This window comes from Bradyrhizobium sp., from assembly GCF_035309285.1.
Lineage (GTDB): Bacteria > Pseudomonadota > Alphaproteobacteria > Rhizobiales > Xanthobacteraceae > Bradyrhizobium.
In genome coordinates, this window is record NZ_DATGFH010000060.1 from 42220 (window position 1) to 56041 (window position 13822).

Consider the following 13822-nt stretch of genomic DNA (forward strand, 5'->3'; position numbering starts at 1 on the left):
CCGCCGTAAAGTTCAACCAGCCGTGGAATAGAACACAAGTGCGTTTTTGCATTAGGGTAAGGCAAACCGGCGGCCTCGCGACAAGCCGGATATAATGGGAGGGTAACATCTCATGCGAATGCGGAAGCTTGCTCTTGCGCTGGCGCTTGTCTTTTTCGCCGGCGCACCCGCCGGTTCGGCCTTTGCCGACGACTATCCCTCCCATCCGATCCGCCTGATCGTCCCGTTTGCCGCCGGCGGCGCTGCCGATGCGGTCGCGCGCATCGTCGGCAAGCACGTTGGCCAAACCCTCGGTCAGGCCGTCGTGGTGGAAGATCGCGGCGGTGGTGGCGGCATCATCGCCACTGAGCTGGTGAAAAACGCCGCTCCCGACGGCTACACACTTCTGCTCGGCCAGTCCGGCCCAATCTCGATCAATCCCGGCATCTACAGCAAGCTGTCCTACGATCCGGAGAAGGACTTCATCCCGATCACCATGACGACCTCCTACCCATACGTGCTCGTCGTCAACCCCTCACTCGGCGTCAAGAGCGTGGCCGAGCTCGTCGCGCTCGCCAGGAGCAAGCCGGGCGAATTGAACTACGGCACCGCCGGCGTCGGCGTCTCCAATCATCTCGTCACCGAATTGTTCGACGAGAAGGCCGGCATCAAGATGACCCACGTTCCCTACCGCGGCACGTCGCTTGCGGTGGCCGACTTGATCGCGGGGCAGGTGCAGGTGGTGTTCGCCGATCCGGTCTCGGCGCTTTCGCACGTGCAGGCCGGCACACTGCTTGCGCTCGCGGTGACCAGCAAGGAGCGCTCGCCGGTTGCGCCCAATGTGCCGACCATTGCCGAAAGCGGCTATCCCGGCTTCGACGCCGTCGCCTGGCACGGCATCATGGCGCCGGCGGGCACGCCGCAACCGATCATCGACCGGCTCAATGCTGCCATCATCAAGGGCCTGAAGGACCCGGAGACCGTGAAGCTGATCGAGGCTCAGGCGATGCAGATCGTCGGCAGCTCGCAGCAGGACTTTGCGAGCTTCATCAAGCAGGACGTCGTGCTCTGGAAGAACGTGGCGCGAGAGGCCAAGGTCGAGATCAAGTAGGTGCCCGCGCGATTAAGCATTTGAAGACCGGCCCGGCTCGGCTAGAACGTTGTCTGCCGGCGCAGCCATTCTCCTTTATCACGAAGCCGCCGCAAGCGAGTTTCCCATTGAGCGAGTGCGACATTTTCCGCGACCGCAACAAAGCAGCCCGGCTGTTCGGCCAGATCGCGATCCGCGCAGGCCGCGCGATCATGAAGGCGCGCGAGGCGCGTCACCACCCGGAGTATAAGAGCGACGGCTCGCCGGTCACCGCTGCCGATCTTGCGGCCGATGAGATCATCCGTGACAGCCTTGCGAGACACTTACCGGGATTGCCCGTCATCACCGAGGAGACCTGCACCGCTGCCTCTGCCGCGGACGCCGCGTGCTTTGCGCTGGTCGACCCGCTCGACGGCACCAAGGAGTTCATCAAGGGCAGTGACGAGTTCACGGTAAATATCGCGCTGATCGCTGATCACCTGCCAGTTGCGGGCGCGGTTTATGCCCCGGCGTTGCGTCGGCTTTATGTCGGCGGCGCAAGCGCGCATCGGCTGGACGCGACCGGCGATGACGCCGCTCAGAGCCTTGACGGCCTGCGGCCGATCCGCGTGCGGCAAGCGCCTCGGGCGGGATGGCGCGCGGTGGTGAGCCGATCGCATCTTGATCCCGACACCAGGCGATGGATCGAGGCGCATCGGATTGCGGAGCTCTGTTCGGCGGGCTCGTCGCTCAAATTCTGCACGATCGCGGAAGGCGAAGCTGACGTGTACCCGCGCCTCGGACCGACCATGGAGTGGGACACGGCCGCGGGACACGCCGTGCTGCTCGCGGCCGGCGGTCGCGTCACCGATCTCGACGGACAGCCGATGCGTTACGGCAAGCCGGCGTTCCGCAACGGAAGCTTTGTTGCCTGGGGAACAGCCGACGACGGCGCCGATTGAGGAGCATGCTCCGCAACTGAGCGTCACGTCGCGGCCTTGCCAGCTCGATTTCGCGCGCGCGCAATGACCTGCAAGGTCCTGTCGAAGACTTCGAGACCCGTTGCGCTCATGGCTTTTTTCCGTCGTTAGCTTATGCCCTGAAAGTCAACGATGGGCGGGGCTGTCGGTTATCGCATGTTGAAGGTTTCATCGCGAACCGGTTCCGGCCGCAAAAGCGTGGCCTTGACGTTGACTGAGATCAAGCCGCGTTCAGAATGGCGTGCCAGATTCCAGCGACGGAATGCCTTGCATGCACGCGATGGTTCTCAGGAGGCGCGGCGCGCCGTTGACGTTTGAAGAACGGCCCGATCCCGCGCCGGGACCGGGCGAGGTGCGCGTCGAGGTGAGCGCCTGTGGCGTCTGCCGCACTGACCTGCATGTCGTCGACGGCGAACTGCCCGACATCAGCTATCCCATCATCCCCGGGCACGAAGTGGTCGGCCGGATCGATGCGCTGGGCGACGGCGTTGCAAGCCTCGCCATCGGCGCGCGCGTCGGCGTGCCTTGGCTGGGCTTCACCTGCGGCGCATGCTTCTACTGCCGCGCGGACCAGGAGAATCTCTGCGACCATCCCCAATTCACCGGCTACACCCGCGACGGCGGCTTTGCCAGCCACCTCATCGCGGATGCGCGGTATTGCTTTCCACTTGGCGAAGCCGGCGATGACGCCAGTCTTGCGCCGCTGCTCTGCGCCGGACTGATCGGCTGGCGCTCGCTGGTGATGGCGGGCGAGGCCAAGGCGCTCGGCATCTATGGATTCGGCGCGGCCGGCCATATCGTCGCGCAGGTGGCGCGTTCGCAAGGGCGATCGGTCTACGCTTTCACGCGCAGGGGTGATGCGGAAGCCCAAGCGCTGGCGCGCGCGCTCGGCGCAGTCTGGGCCGGAGCATCGGAGGATACGCCACCCGCCGAGCTCGATGCCGCCATCATCTACGCGCCGGCCGGCACCCTGGTGCCGCTCGCGCTGCGGGCGGTGCGCAAGAGCGGGCGTGTCGTGTGCGCCGGCATTCACATGTCGGATATCCCCTCGTTTCCCTATTCCATCCTCTGGGGCGAACGGCGGATCGTCTCGGTAGCCAACCTGACGCGGAAGGACGGGATCGATTTTCTCCAAGTCGCGGCGAAAGCCAATATCCGGACCCACACCACGATCTTCCCGCTCAAGGAGGCCAACGAGGCGCTGGCGCGGCTGCGCGACGGCAAGCTCGTGGGCGCGGCGGTCCTGAAGCCGTGACGGACGTGCCTCACACGGCCGACGGCGACCAGCAAGCAGCGCTCGCCTTCCTGGAGCAGAATGTTCGCCGCGGCGTGGCGAAGCGCGTCGATACCCACATCTCGATCGTGTTCCTCGAGCCGGACCGCGTGCTGAAGATCAAGCGCGCGGTGCATCTGCCTTTCCTGGACTATTCGACGCTCGAAAAGCGCAAAGCCGCCTGCGATGAAGAGCTCGCGGTCAACCGCCGCTTCGCGCCGGACATCTACCGCCGCGTCGTTCCGATCACCTCAGGTGCCGGCGGCCCTGAAATCGGCGGCGATGGGCCGGTGATCGAATGGGCGGTCGAGATGGCCCGTTTCGATGAAGGCAAGACCTTCGATCATCTCGCGCGCGCCGGCGCGCTCACGCCGGAGCTGGCGGAGGCGATGGCGGATGTGCTCCACGACGCCCATACGCGCGCGGATGTGTCCGACGGCGCGAGCTGGCTCGCCTCGCTTGCGCCCTTCATCGACCGCAACAGCGAAAAATTTCGCGCCCACTCATCGCTCGCGCGCAAGGCAGTCGAACAGCTGCACCAGATGAGCCATCAACGGCTGGCGGCGGCGCGGCCGCTGCTCGAAGCGCGTGCGGCGGCGGGGTTGGTGCGCCGCTGCCATGGCGACGCGCATCTCGGCAACATCGTCCTGATCGGCGACAGGCCGGTGCTGTTCGACGCGATCGAGTTCGATCCCGTGATCGCGACCACCGACATTCTCTATGACCTCGCCTTCCCGCTCATGGACCTCGTGCATTTCGGCCTCTCAGCCGCGGCCAGCCGGCTGTTCAACCGCTATCTGCAGGCCGACTGGCAGGAGAATGCCGGCGCGCTTTCGCTGTTGCCGCTGTTTCTTTCGATCCGGGCCGCGATCCGCGCGCTTGTGCTCTTCACCCGATCCGAGCAGTCGCGTGGAGATGCCCAGCACGCGCGCGAGGCCAAATCCTATTTCGATCTCGCCTTGCGGTTCCTTGCGCCGGCGCCGCCATCGCTGATCGCGATCGGCGGCAAATCCGGCACCGGGAAAAGCCTGCTCGCGCGCGACCTCGCGCCGCTGGTCGATCCCCTGCCCGGCGCCGTCATGCTGCGTTCGGACGTCATCCGCAAGGAACTCTACGGCGTCGATCCGCTGGTGCCGCTGCCGGAAGCCGCATACGCGAGTGAGGTCACCGCGCGTGTCTATCGTACCCTCAGTGAGCGCTTGCGAGAGGTCATCGCGCAAGGCTTTTCCGTCATCATCGATGCCGCCTTCCTGCGCGAAGCCGAACGCGACGCGCTTGCCGGCGAGGCGCGAAGGACGGAAGCGAAGTTCCGTCCGATTTTCCTCGACGCCGATCTCGCCATCCGCGTAAAGCGCATCGGCTCGCGCCGGCGCGATGCCTCGGACGCAACCGCTGAAGTCGCAAGCCGCCAGGAGGGCCACGACATCGGCCGGCTCGACTGGCCGGTGGTCGATGCGTCTGGCTCACCGGAACAGACGCTCGAAAGAAGTCTGGTCCATCTCAAGGCAGGCAGGGAATGACGCGCCCGGCCGACGCGATGACGAGTGACAGTCAACCAAAACATGATTTCGCCGGGTTCGGATGTGAATAGGGTGAACTCTGTTGCTTTTGATGAAACATTGGTTGATCCGTCTCAAGACAACCGCAACCCGAATCTGTCAAAGTCACTACCATCTTGAGAGGGAGATGGCCCATGAGCGCCACCACCGTAATTATACTGAGTATAGTGGGTGCCCTGCTTGCGGCCTCCGCCGGGGGATTTGCCTGGATCCAGCTGCATGGGCGCCAGCTCCGCGCCGCGGGCGCCGATGCCCCGCGCCCGAGACGGCGTCCGTTCTAGTTTCAGCAGGAGCCTTTCGCTTCTACCTGCGCTTGATTTGAGTCAAGTCGCAGCGGGTTCCTTTATCGGAACGGCGCAGCCTACGCGTTGCCTCTCGCTTGATCCGCCGATGACACCTCCTACTCCGCAGCTTGCCGCCCAGGCGCGGGCCAGCGGATCGCGGCCCTCAACTGCTCATGATAGGCGTCAAGCCAATCCGTCTTCGCGTCGGCATGGAACGATCCGGCGCGCGCATTCCAGAACACCGCGGCATCGTCGACCCCGGGCGGCACGGTGCCGCTCTCGGCGAGGCCACGCGCGACGGTGAGTAGCCGCCGCCGCGTGCGCGAAATCATGACGTCGCTGGGGGCGAGGTGCTCCTTGGTGTGATCGACGATCGGCCCCATGCTTTCGGTGACGGCCTGATCCTGCATCACGATGTTGCGGATGCCGGAATAGATGCGGTTGGTGCGCTGCGCCTCGCGATCGATTTGCCAGTCGTTTGCGAGGTTTTGCGCGGGCCGCCACCGCCCGAACCAATCGGTGGAGTTGGGGAGATAGTCGAGCGGATCGGCGCCACTGATTCCCGATCTGCCGCTCCTGAGCTTCATCGAGGAATAGGTCGCGCCTTTCGCCTGGCCCCCGTAGATCGAGATCAGCATGGTATGCGCGTCGTCCATCGGCACCCAGGCTTTGGCGACGACGTGATCGGCAAAGTCGGCATTGGGCGTTTGCGTCCAGAACGGCAGGCAGAAATGCGCCATGCGCCAATGCATCCTGCCGTTCGGCTCGGGACGGTAGGCGCCGTACATCGTGCCCCAGTCGGTGTCCGTGACTTTGTATTCGGGCGCGCGATTGGCGACTGTGTGACGCGCAGGGTGTCCTTCCTCGAAATCTTCAGCCTTCACATGGCCGGCGTGGAGGAAGCCGAAATGCGAGGTGTCGATATCGCCCTCAAGCCCCTGCAGCCAGTTGGCTTCGCGCTGGAGCATGGTGACCGTGAGATCCCGCTCGGGCACGAATAGAGCCTCCAGCATCGGAAGCGGCGGCGCTACCGCGCGCGCTCCCATGTAGACCCAGATCAGACCCGCCTGCTCCTGCACCTTGTAGGCTTTGGCGCGGACCTTCTCCTTGAAGTCCTGCGGCGGCGGCACGTTCGGCATTTCGAGGCAGCGCCCTTCAACGTCGAACTTCCAGCCGTGATAGACGCAGCGGATGCCGTTTTCCTCGTTGCGGCCGAGGAACAGCGAGGCGCAGCGATGCGGGCATTGATGGTCGAGCACGCCGACCCGGCCCGAGCTGTCGCGGAAGGCGATCAGCGCCTCGCCGAGCAGCATGAGCCGCATCGGATCGCCGTCCGCCTTCAGCTCGGAGGAAAGCGCGGCGGGGATCCAGTATTGCCGCATCATCTCGCCCATGACCGTGCCGGGGCCGACCCGGGTCAAATCGTAGCCATCCGCAGCCTTGGACATTCGCGATCCTCCCGCTGTTATTTTCGCCGAAGTCTGCCCTCTTGCCGGGACGTCGACAAGCGAGGCCCTCGGGCGCGCTCGATCGCTTCTCGATTCCCTTTTTGTGGGTCGTATAAATTTATAAACCCGTATCATTTTTTGGCTCAGATGGTTTCGAGCTGGCGGAAGCAATCGCTTTCTTGTGAAGAGAAAGCTCGTGGGCGAGCTCCACGATTGGCTGTCGCCCCAGCATCCCTGCCTGAGAACATTCAAGGCCCTCCGGCAGCAGATGATCGATCGCGCCAAGACGGATGCTGATCATCGCGCTCTACCGCCTGCTTAACCGCCTCATCGGAGAGTACACCGGCAGGTATGATGCCGAGCCTGTCCCCGCTGACATAGCGCTGCAGAGCTATCAGCACCTGCTTGCGATCGTCGCCGATACGGAAGTATCGATGACGGCGCCGGCGTCGCAGCAGATCCAAACCCCGAACGAACTCGCCGCCGCTACGCTGGTGTAACCTTTGGTCACTGCCGCCGGCTGCGACCGTCATTTGCCGCCCCGTTGCGGCCGCGCCCGCCTGACAATGCAGCCATCTCGATCCGCGGCCCCATGGCGGCGGAAATGCTTGCATTCACAGGGATTTCGCGATATCAATAGTTGTTTCTTCTCGCGTTCTGATGAGGAAACACCATGGTTGAGTTGCATAGCTGGCTCTCGCACCAGCATCCAGGTCTCAAGACCTACGTCGCCCTCCAGCAGAAGACCGACGAGCTTGCGCGGACCGACGCCGAGCATTGCGCGATCTACAAACTGCTGTCGTCGATCGTCGATCCCTTCATCGCCTCCTACGACGAGGAGCCGCTTCCTGCTGGCACGGCGGACGCCACGTTCCTGCGCCTGCTCGACGTCGTGCGCGATGCCGAGAGCGCGATCACGCTGACGCCGGACCAGCAGATCAAGGCGCTCAACAAGATCGCCGCGGTGGAACTGGTGTGATCGGCCGCGCAACGGCCGGCGTCGCTTCTCTGTTGGCGCAGCTTCGGGGCGCGAATGAGGACTTCCCCGGGGGCAGAAAAACATGTACCCCGTTGTCTCAAATATGAGACACCAGAGGAGGCAACGGGTCGAGACGCCATGACTGCGATGAACAATCGCTTTGCGGAAATCGGTGAGAGGCTGCGCGCCTACCGGATCGGCCGCGGACTCGCGGCCGAGCAAGTGGCAGAACGTCTCGGCGTGTCGCGCGCTGCGGTCTATCGGATCGAAGCCGGCGAGATCGTCAAGATCGAAACGCTCGATCGGCTCGCCAGTGTGCTGGAAACATCGATCGGCTCGCTGCTCGGTCTCGGCGTCGAATATTACGCGAGCGCCATCAGCTATTTCGAGCGCATGCGGCAGATCGAGGAGAAGTCCGAGCAGGTCATCGCCCACTTCCCGCCTTTGTCCTACCTTCTGACTTCGGACCGTTACGCCGGCCAGCTCAAGCAGACGCTGATCGAGGCTGTGCCCTCCTCTATCGAGGACACCAAGGCGTACGAAGCCGAGATCGATGCCATCATCGCCGTCCTCGAAGAGCGCAAGCAGGCGCGCCATCGCCGGCATCTGTCCGTCGTCAATTTCGTCAACATGCCGGAGATCGAGCGCTGGCTGAAGCTTGGCCTGGTCGGACGCTTCAACCTGCCGCCGGAGGAGGTGGTCGAGCGGCGGCTTGCCGCGCGCACCGAGATCGAGCATCTGATCAAGCTGATCGAACGCGAGCCGATGGGCGTGCAGATCGGGTTGATCGAGGAGCCGCTGCCCAACATCACTTTCCAATTGTTCCGCACCACTGAGCGCACGCTCTTGGGCCTCAGCCCGTTCCGGCTCGGCGGCGAGTTGCCGAACATCCGCGCGGGAGTGGCCATGCTCACGGCGGACGAAGAGCCGGTGCGGCTTTACGAGCAGCTTGTCGAAGACCTCTGGCGGCGCGCCCACAAGGGACGCGAGGCTGTCGCACAACTGCGCATGATCCTGGAGCGCTCCGGCATCAAGCCGACCGGCGCGCGGAAGGCGTCGTAGCCTTTTCCTTCTCCCCTTGTGGGAGAAGGTGGCATAGGCGGCCTTCGGCCGCCGTCCTTAGCCAATAGGACGCCGATGCTTCGCATCGGCTACGGCGCCGGATGAGGGGTTGCATCCGCGGGCACGTAGTTTGCGGAGACAAACCCCTCACCCGGAACGCATCCCTGATGCGTTCCGACCTCTCCCACAAGGGGAGAGGTGCGCCGCCGCCGCGGTTGCAATTCACCGAACCTCATCGGGTCCTGAAAATTCAACTTCGCGCCGACAGCTCGCCCTTGAGATCGCCGCCCGTCATGGCGACACCTTTCCGACCGACCATGGTAGCGTCTCGCCGCCGCGGAACACCACCACTTCGGTGTCGTCGACCGCAACCGCAGCCAGAATCGGAGCCTCCCGCCGCTCCAGCACGATCGTGCCGCGGTTGAGCTCGAGCCCGTAGAAGCGCGCGCCATTGACCGAGGCGAAGGCCTCGAAGCGATCGAGCGCGTTCTCCTCGTCGAACACCTGCACATAGGTCTGCAGCGCAGTGGCGCCACCGAACACGCCCGCCGAGCAGCACTCGGCTTCCTTGGCGGTGCGGCGATGCGGCGCGGTGTCCGTGCCGATGAAGAAGCAGGTCTCGCCCGAGGTCGCAGCCTTTCGCAGCGCGAGACGATGATGCTCGCGCTTGGCGACCGGCAGGCAATAGAGATGCGGGCGCAGGCCGCCCTGGAACAGCGAGGTGCGGTTGATGACGAGATGATGCGGTGTGATGGTCCCGGCCGCGCGCGTGGCATGAGCGCGGACAATGTCGGCGGTCTCGGCCGTCGTCACGTGCTCGACCACAACCTTCAGCCCCGCATGCCGTCTCAAGAGCGGCAGCAGGCTTTGCTCCATGAAAACAGCCTCGCGATCGAAGATGTCGACCGCGGGGTCGGTCGATTCACCATGGATCAAGACCGGCATGCCGATCTTCTCCATGCGCTCAAACACGGGCGCGAGATTTGGAATGTCGGTCACGCCGTAATGGGCGTTGGTGGTGGCGCCTGCGGGATAGAGCTTTGCGGCGACCCAGACGCCGTCCTTAAATCCCTTTTCGATCTCGTCCGGCGTCGTCGCATCGGTGAGATAGCAGGTCATCAGCGGCTGAAAATCCGAGCCCTCGGGGCGCGCTGCAAAAATCCGCTCGCGATAGGCGCTTGCGGCGGCGACCGTTGTGACCGGCGGCACCAGGTTCGGCATGATGACGCCGCGCGCGAACTGCGCTGCCGTGAAGGGCAGCACGGCCTGCAGCATCGCGCCGTCGCGCAGGTGAACATGGAAATCGTCGGGCCGGCGGATCGTGATGCTGTCCGCGCGTTTCGGCGTTGCGGCCCGGTCGAACATTTCGGTCACGCTCATCGTACGGCCTCTTCGATTGCAGCCCGCATTAGCGCGATTCCGGCGGCAAAATCATCCGGATTCATCGCCTCCCTGGTCAGGTGAGCTCTGCGCCGCGGCGCTCGGGGATCAGGAACCACATCGCCAGCAGGTCGAGCACATACAGCGCCGCAAGCCCTGCGATTGCGGTTTCGAACGAATAGGCCGATGCGACCGCACCGACCACGACCGGGCCAAAGCCGCCGACGCCGCGGCCGATGTTGAACAGCACGTTCTGGGCGGTGGCGCGCGCCGCCGTCGGATACAGCTCGCTGATCAAGGCGCCGTAGCCGCCGAGCATGCCGTTGACGAAGAAGCCCATCACCGCGCCCGCGACCAGAAGCTCAATCGGATCGGTGAGGCGCGAATAGATGAGCACCATGACGGCGGCGCCAAACATGTAGGCGAAGAACGCGGGCCTGCGGCCGATGCGATCGGCGATATGGCCGAACAGGAAGATCCCGAACGCCATGCCGGCGAGCGTCACGCAGGTCCACAGCGCCGACTGCGTCAGCGCGAAGCCGAAGCGGGTCGACAGGTAGTTCGGCAGCCAGATCATCACGCCGTAATAGCCAAAATTCTGTACCGAGCAGAGGATCACCATGCCAAGGCTGAGTTTTGCGGTCTCACTATCCTTCACGAGGAGATGCAGCGCCGACTGCTTCAAATGGTCCTTCGACTTCGCGACGAACAGGTCGGGCTCATGCAGTGAGGAACGGATGAAATAGGCCGCGATCGCCGGCAAGACGCCGAGCGCAAACATGCCGCGCCATCCGATCACCGGCAGCAGCATGGGGGTTACGAAGATCGCCGCCAGCACGCCGCACTGCCAACCGAGCCCGACATAGGAGGAGGCGCGGGCGCGCTTCGAAGCGGGCCAGGCTTCGGCAACCAGCGCCATGCCGATGCCGAACTCGCCGCCAAGGCCGAGGCCGGCGATGCCACGATAGATCAGCAAATCCCAGTAGCCTCGCGCAAACGCGCAAAGCCCGGTGAACACCGCAAACACGACGATGGTCCAGGTCAAGACGCGCACGCGGCCCAGGCGATCCGACAGCATGCCGAAACCGATGCCGCCGAGCACGGCGCCGATCAGGGTTGCCGTCACCAATGACGCGCCTTGCGCCGGCGAGAGCCCGAGATCGCTCGAAATCGCCCGCAGCATGAAGCCGAGGATCAGAAGATCGAACCCATCCATCCCGTATCCGAGCGCCGACCCCAACAGCGCCTTGCGCGCGTTGCTGTCGACGGCCGTCGGCTCGCTCTCGAGACTTTCTGCCGTGATACTCATGCGGTGCCCCTCTCAAAAATGCCCGATGAATTGAAGCCGTCACACTATCAAAAATCATACGCACGCGCGGAAAGCATTGAAATTTGCACTTTTCCCGACACTCTCCCTGATATTTCTGGGGAAACACGCGGCCCGCCTCTTGCCGCTGGTCTTCCCGCGGACGGCGGCTGCGATACGCCGATATCAAAGTGTCAACGCCACAGCCGACCGCGATCCCACGGCGCGAACGCACCCGGGTTTTGCCAGCTCGTGGGCCTTCCCGAAAAGGAGGGCGCAGGGAATGCCGGGTGCAGGCCGCACCCATGGCCCGCCTGCAACAAAAAACGCAGGCGGCGTCACCACAGGTTCAGCCAGAACATCCGGCATTCCCCGCGCAATGGTTTACGGCTTATACGCGATCTCCTCGGAGTGCCGGGCTTGTTAGCCTCCGTCGCCTGCGGGTTCGTCGCCCGCAAACTTGACGCCAGCGTCGGGGCGCCAGGACCACGCGACTTCGCCGTCCGCATCGCACCCGCTCGTCTCGCGGCTGCAACACGTCCATCGCATCCCACCCCACGTTCGTGACGATCGGCCGAAACGCCCCTCTTGCCGGAGCGGGATGGGCGAAACAAATCATGATCTTCCGAAAAACGGAAGCAGAATATTTTTCGCAGAAGGACTTGACATAAGGCGAAAGTTACTTCTGATAAATCGAACTGCTTTGCCCGTCGGGCAGGCTTCACGCAGGCGTTCCGCGCGCCGCAACAAGCAGGCTGATTCAACCAGAACTCGTCCTGCCCTACCGCAAATTGGCGCCCGGCCCCGACCCCGACGGCCCGGCGCTTGCGACCGGTCGCTTCATGATCGCCCGCCGGTCCTTGACATAGGCGATGGGAACGCCAAGCCTTTCCACTGTGTCGACGACCTCGCCATCCAGATCCTGATCGCAGTTCATCTGCGTCGGCGCGATGAAGAACTCCGACTCGTCCCACTCGGGCCTGAAATCATAATGCAGTTGCGGAAGCGAGACACTGTGATCAAAGGCCACGCGTTCGCCGCACACCGCGACGGAAAAAACCTTCGGACGCTGGACCGCTCCGACAGGCACCTTGGCGCGCACATACGCCTCGAGCAAACGGATCGCCTCGGGCATGCTGTTGAACCAGTAATCCATGTCATAGCGACGGAAAGCGCCGGGCAGACCGCCGACGAGCGCATTGTATGACAGGTTCTCGTAGGGGTGCAGCCGGACGAGGGTCGCGCCGTCCCAGACAAAGCACGCGCACATGATGGCGACGGCGCCGGCAGCCAGGCGCCGGCCTTGCAGCTCGAGCGCATCAACCAAGGCGCTGAATCCGACACCCGCCAGCGTCGCGAGCGGCGGAAGCAGGAACAGAAAATGCCGCATGCCGGTAAAGCCGGGTCCGCGAAACAGCACCTGGCACGCCAACGGAAAAAAGATGGTCAGTGACACCAAGGCGAGATCGCGGTGCTGCGCCGCCCCGCCTTCGCGCCGTTGCCAAAACGGCGAGATCATCGCCAACGTCGCGCCGGCGAGTGTGACCAGCGGCACGCGGATCAGGAGATAGACCGGAATGTAGATTCGCGGCACGTCGGCCATCTTGTAGACGCGCCCGGCGAACAAGGTGCGAATCTCGTAGTGAAATTCCGAGAAGGCAAACAGACCGCGGATCGGATTGAGCGGCGACAGCGCGGCCCAGGGCCAGGCCAGGATCATGATGAGATAGGCCAACACCACGGCTGGAAACACTCGCCAAAGGGCGCTGGCCGCATAGCGCAGGCGCGCGCCGTGCTCGCGCCAGGGCAGATACAAAGCGATCGCGAGAGCCAGGTAGACAAGCAGCAGCAAACCAAGGCTTCGCACGCCGAGCGCGGCGCCGGCCAAAAGCCCGAACCCCGCGAGGTCGATGGCACGGGGTGCCGGCAATCGGCGGGCGAGGCGGACAAGAAACAGCGTCGCCCCCATCATCACCGCCGCAAACGAAATGTCCTTGGTGTGGTTGAACATGGCGCCGTACCAGGCTCCGCACAGCGCCAGCGCGACCGCCGCGATCAGGCCCGCGCGCGGTCCTGCCATCAACCGCGCCGTCGCAGCAGCCGCGCCGATCCCGCCGATTCCGATCATGGCGCAGAGGATGTGGCGTAGCTCATAAGCATCCATGGGAATGACATGGGCCAGCGCCACGGCAATGATGTCGAACAAACCGCCGTAGAGATAAAGGTTCTCGAAGCTGAAGAGATCGCGGACTTTGAATCCGCTGCGGTAATAGGCGATGATTAGTTCGCCATAGTGATGCTGCACGCCTTCATCGTTGGAGATGGCGTATTCCCTGAAGGTGAACCACGCCATGACGACGAGCGCAGCGATCAGTGCGACGGTGGCGATATCACGGATGTCGAAGCGCGCGACCGATTGTATCGCCCTGCTCCGGGGCAAGACTTCCTCCGCAACGCCGGAAGAGGGCTCTCCGGTCAGCCGTGCCTTGGTCTTGATCATTCC

Annotated in this window: 12 protein-coding genes; 7 read left to right on the top strand and 5 right to left on the bottom strand. The window is 63.9% G+C overall.

Annotation, left to right across the window (positions count from 1 at the left end):
- Positions 1-112: 112 nt before the first annotated feature.
- From VKR55_RS12005 to VKR55_RS12020, 4 genes are all read left to right on the top strand, one after another.
- Positions 113-1090 (top strand): Bug family tripartite tricarboxylate transporter substrate binding protein, encoded by a 978-nt coding sequence (locus tag VKR55_RS12005; protein ID WP_324403175.1) that lies wholly within the window; start codon positions 113-115, stop codon positions 1088-1090.
- Between the two features lie 107 nt (positions 1091-1197).
- Positions 1198-2010 carry a 3'(2'),5'-bisphosphate nucleotidase CysQ gene (cysQ, locus tag VKR55_RS12010; protein ID WP_324403177.1) on the top strand — a complete coding sequence of 271 codons (813 nt, stop codon included), beginning with the start codon at positions 1198-1200 and terminating at the stop codon, positions 2008-2010.
- A gap of 289 nt (positions 2011-2299) precedes the next feature.
- Entirely contained in the window at positions 2300-3283 is a 984-nt protein-coding gene (locus VKR55_RS12015; protein ID WP_324403180.1) for a zinc-dependent alcohol dehydrogenase family protein, read from the top strand.
- A complete protein-coding gene (locus VKR55_RS12020) occupies positions 3280-4821 on the top strand; it encodes a bifunctional aminoglycoside phosphotransferase/ATP-binding protein (protein ID WP_324403182.1) in 1542 nt (513 codons plus the stop codon). Before VKR55_RS12015 ends, VKR55_RS12020 begins: the two co-directional genes overlap by 4 nt.
- 439 nt (positions 4822-5260) lie before the next feature.
- Here VKR55_RS12020 and VKR55_RS12025 read toward each other — a convergent pair whose 3' ends face one another.
- Entirely contained in the window at positions 5261-6592 is a 1332-nt protein-coding gene (locus tag VKR55_RS12025; RefSeq protein ID WP_324403184.1) for a Rieske 2Fe-2S domain-containing protein, read from the bottom strand.
- 118 nt (positions 6593-6710) lie between these two features.
- The gene (locus VKR55_RS12030) at positions 6711-6893 is read right to left on the bottom strand and encodes a hypothetical protein (RefSeq protein WP_324403186.1); all 183 of its coding nucleotides are present in this window, start codon (positions 6891-6893) and stop codon (positions 6711-6713) included.
- Here VKR55_RS12030 and VKR55_RS12035 point away from each other — a divergent pair.
- From VKR55_RS12035 to VKR55_RS12045, 3 genes are all read left to right on the top strand, one after another.
- Positions 6883-7092: a hypothetical protein gene (locus VKR55_RS12035; RefSeq protein WP_324403188.1), complete on the top strand. Its 210-nt coding sequence runs from the start codon at positions 6883-6885 to the stop codon at positions 7090-7092. The two genes, VKR55_RS12030 and VKR55_RS12035, sit on opposite strands and share 11 nt — an antisense overlap.
- A 173-nt stretch (positions 7093-7265) precedes the next feature.
- The gene (locus tag VKR55_RS12040) at positions 7266-7571 is read left to right on the top strand and encodes a hypothetical protein (protein ID WP_324403190.1); all 306 of its coding nucleotides are present in this window, start codon (positions 7266-7268) and stop codon (positions 7569-7571) included.
- A gap of 138 nt (positions 7572-7709) precedes the next feature.
- Positions 7710-8633 carry a helix-turn-helix domain-containing protein gene (locus VKR55_RS12045; RefSeq protein WP_324403192.1) on the top strand — a complete coding sequence of 308 codons (924 nt, stop codon included), beginning with the start codon at positions 7710-7712 and terminating at the stop codon, positions 8631-8633.
- A gap of 291 nt (positions 8634-8924) precedes the next feature.
- Here VKR55_RS12045 and pyrC read toward each other — a convergent pair whose 3' ends face one another.
- The 3 genes from pyrC to VKR55_RS12060 form a co-directional block, all read right to left on the bottom strand.
- The gene (gene pyrC / locus VKR55_RS12050; RefSeq protein WP_324403194.1) at positions 8925-10013 is read right to left on the bottom strand and encodes a dihydroorotase; all 1089 of its coding nucleotides are present in this window, start codon (positions 10011-10013) and stop codon (positions 8925-8927) included.
- A 76-nt stretch (positions 10014-10089) separates the two neighbouring features.
- Positions 10090-11322, bottom strand: coding sequence for an MFS transporter (locus VKR55_RS12055; protein WP_324403196.1), 1233 nt, complete (start codon positions 11320-11322; stop codon positions 10090-10092).
- 778 nt (positions 11323-12100) lie between these two features.
- Positions 12101-13819: a hypothetical protein gene (locus VKR55_RS12060; RefSeq protein WP_324403198.1), complete on the bottom strand. Its 1719-nt coding sequence runs from the start codon at positions 13817-13819 to the stop codon at positions 12101-12103.
- Between the last annotated feature and the right edge of the window lie 3 nt (positions 13820-13822).

Excerpts from the sequence above, each read along its gene's own strand:
- VKR55_RS12005 (WP_324403175.1), top strand. The coding sequence starts at position 113 with ATGCGAATGCGGAAGCTTGCTCTTGCGCTGGCGCTTGTCTTTTTCGCC.
- VKR55_RS12015 (WP_324403180.1), top strand. The coding sequence starts at position 2,300 with ATGCACGCGATGGTTCTCAGGAGGCGCGGCGCGCCGTTGACGTTTGAA.
- VKR55_RS12025 (WP_324403184.1), bottom strand. The coding sequence starts at position 6,592 with ATGTCCAAGGCTGCGGATGGCTACGATTTGACCCGGGTCGGCCCCGGC.
- VKR55_RS12035 (WP_324403188.1), top strand. The coding sequence starts at position 6,883 with ATGCTGATCATCGCGCTCTACCGCCTGCTTAACCGCCTCATCGGAGAG.
- VKR55_RS12030 (WP_324403186.1), bottom strand. The coding sequence starts at position 6,893 with ATGATCAGCATCCGTCTTGGCGCGATCGATCATCTGCTGCCGGAGGGC.
- VKR55_RS12040 (WP_324403190.1), top strand. The coding sequence starts at position 7,266 with ATGGTTGAGTTGCATAGCTGGCTCTCGCACCAGCATCCAGGTCTCAAG.
- VKR55_RS12045 (WP_324403192.1), top strand. The coding sequence starts at position 7,710 with ATGACTGCGATGAACAATCGCTTTGCGGAAATCGGTGAGAGGCTGCGC.
- pyrC (WP_324403194.1), bottom strand. The coding sequence starts at position 10,013 with ATGAGCGTGACCGAAATGTTCGACCGGGCCGCAACGCCGAAACGCGCG.
- VKR55_RS12055 (WP_324403196.1), bottom strand. The coding sequence starts at position 11,322 with ATGAGTATCACGGCAGAAAGTCTCGAGAGCGAGCCGACGGCCGTCGAC.
- VKR55_RS12060 (WP_324403198.1), bottom strand. The coding sequence starts at position 13,819 with ATGATCAAGACCAAGGCACGGCTGACCGGAGAGCCCTCTTCCGGCGTT.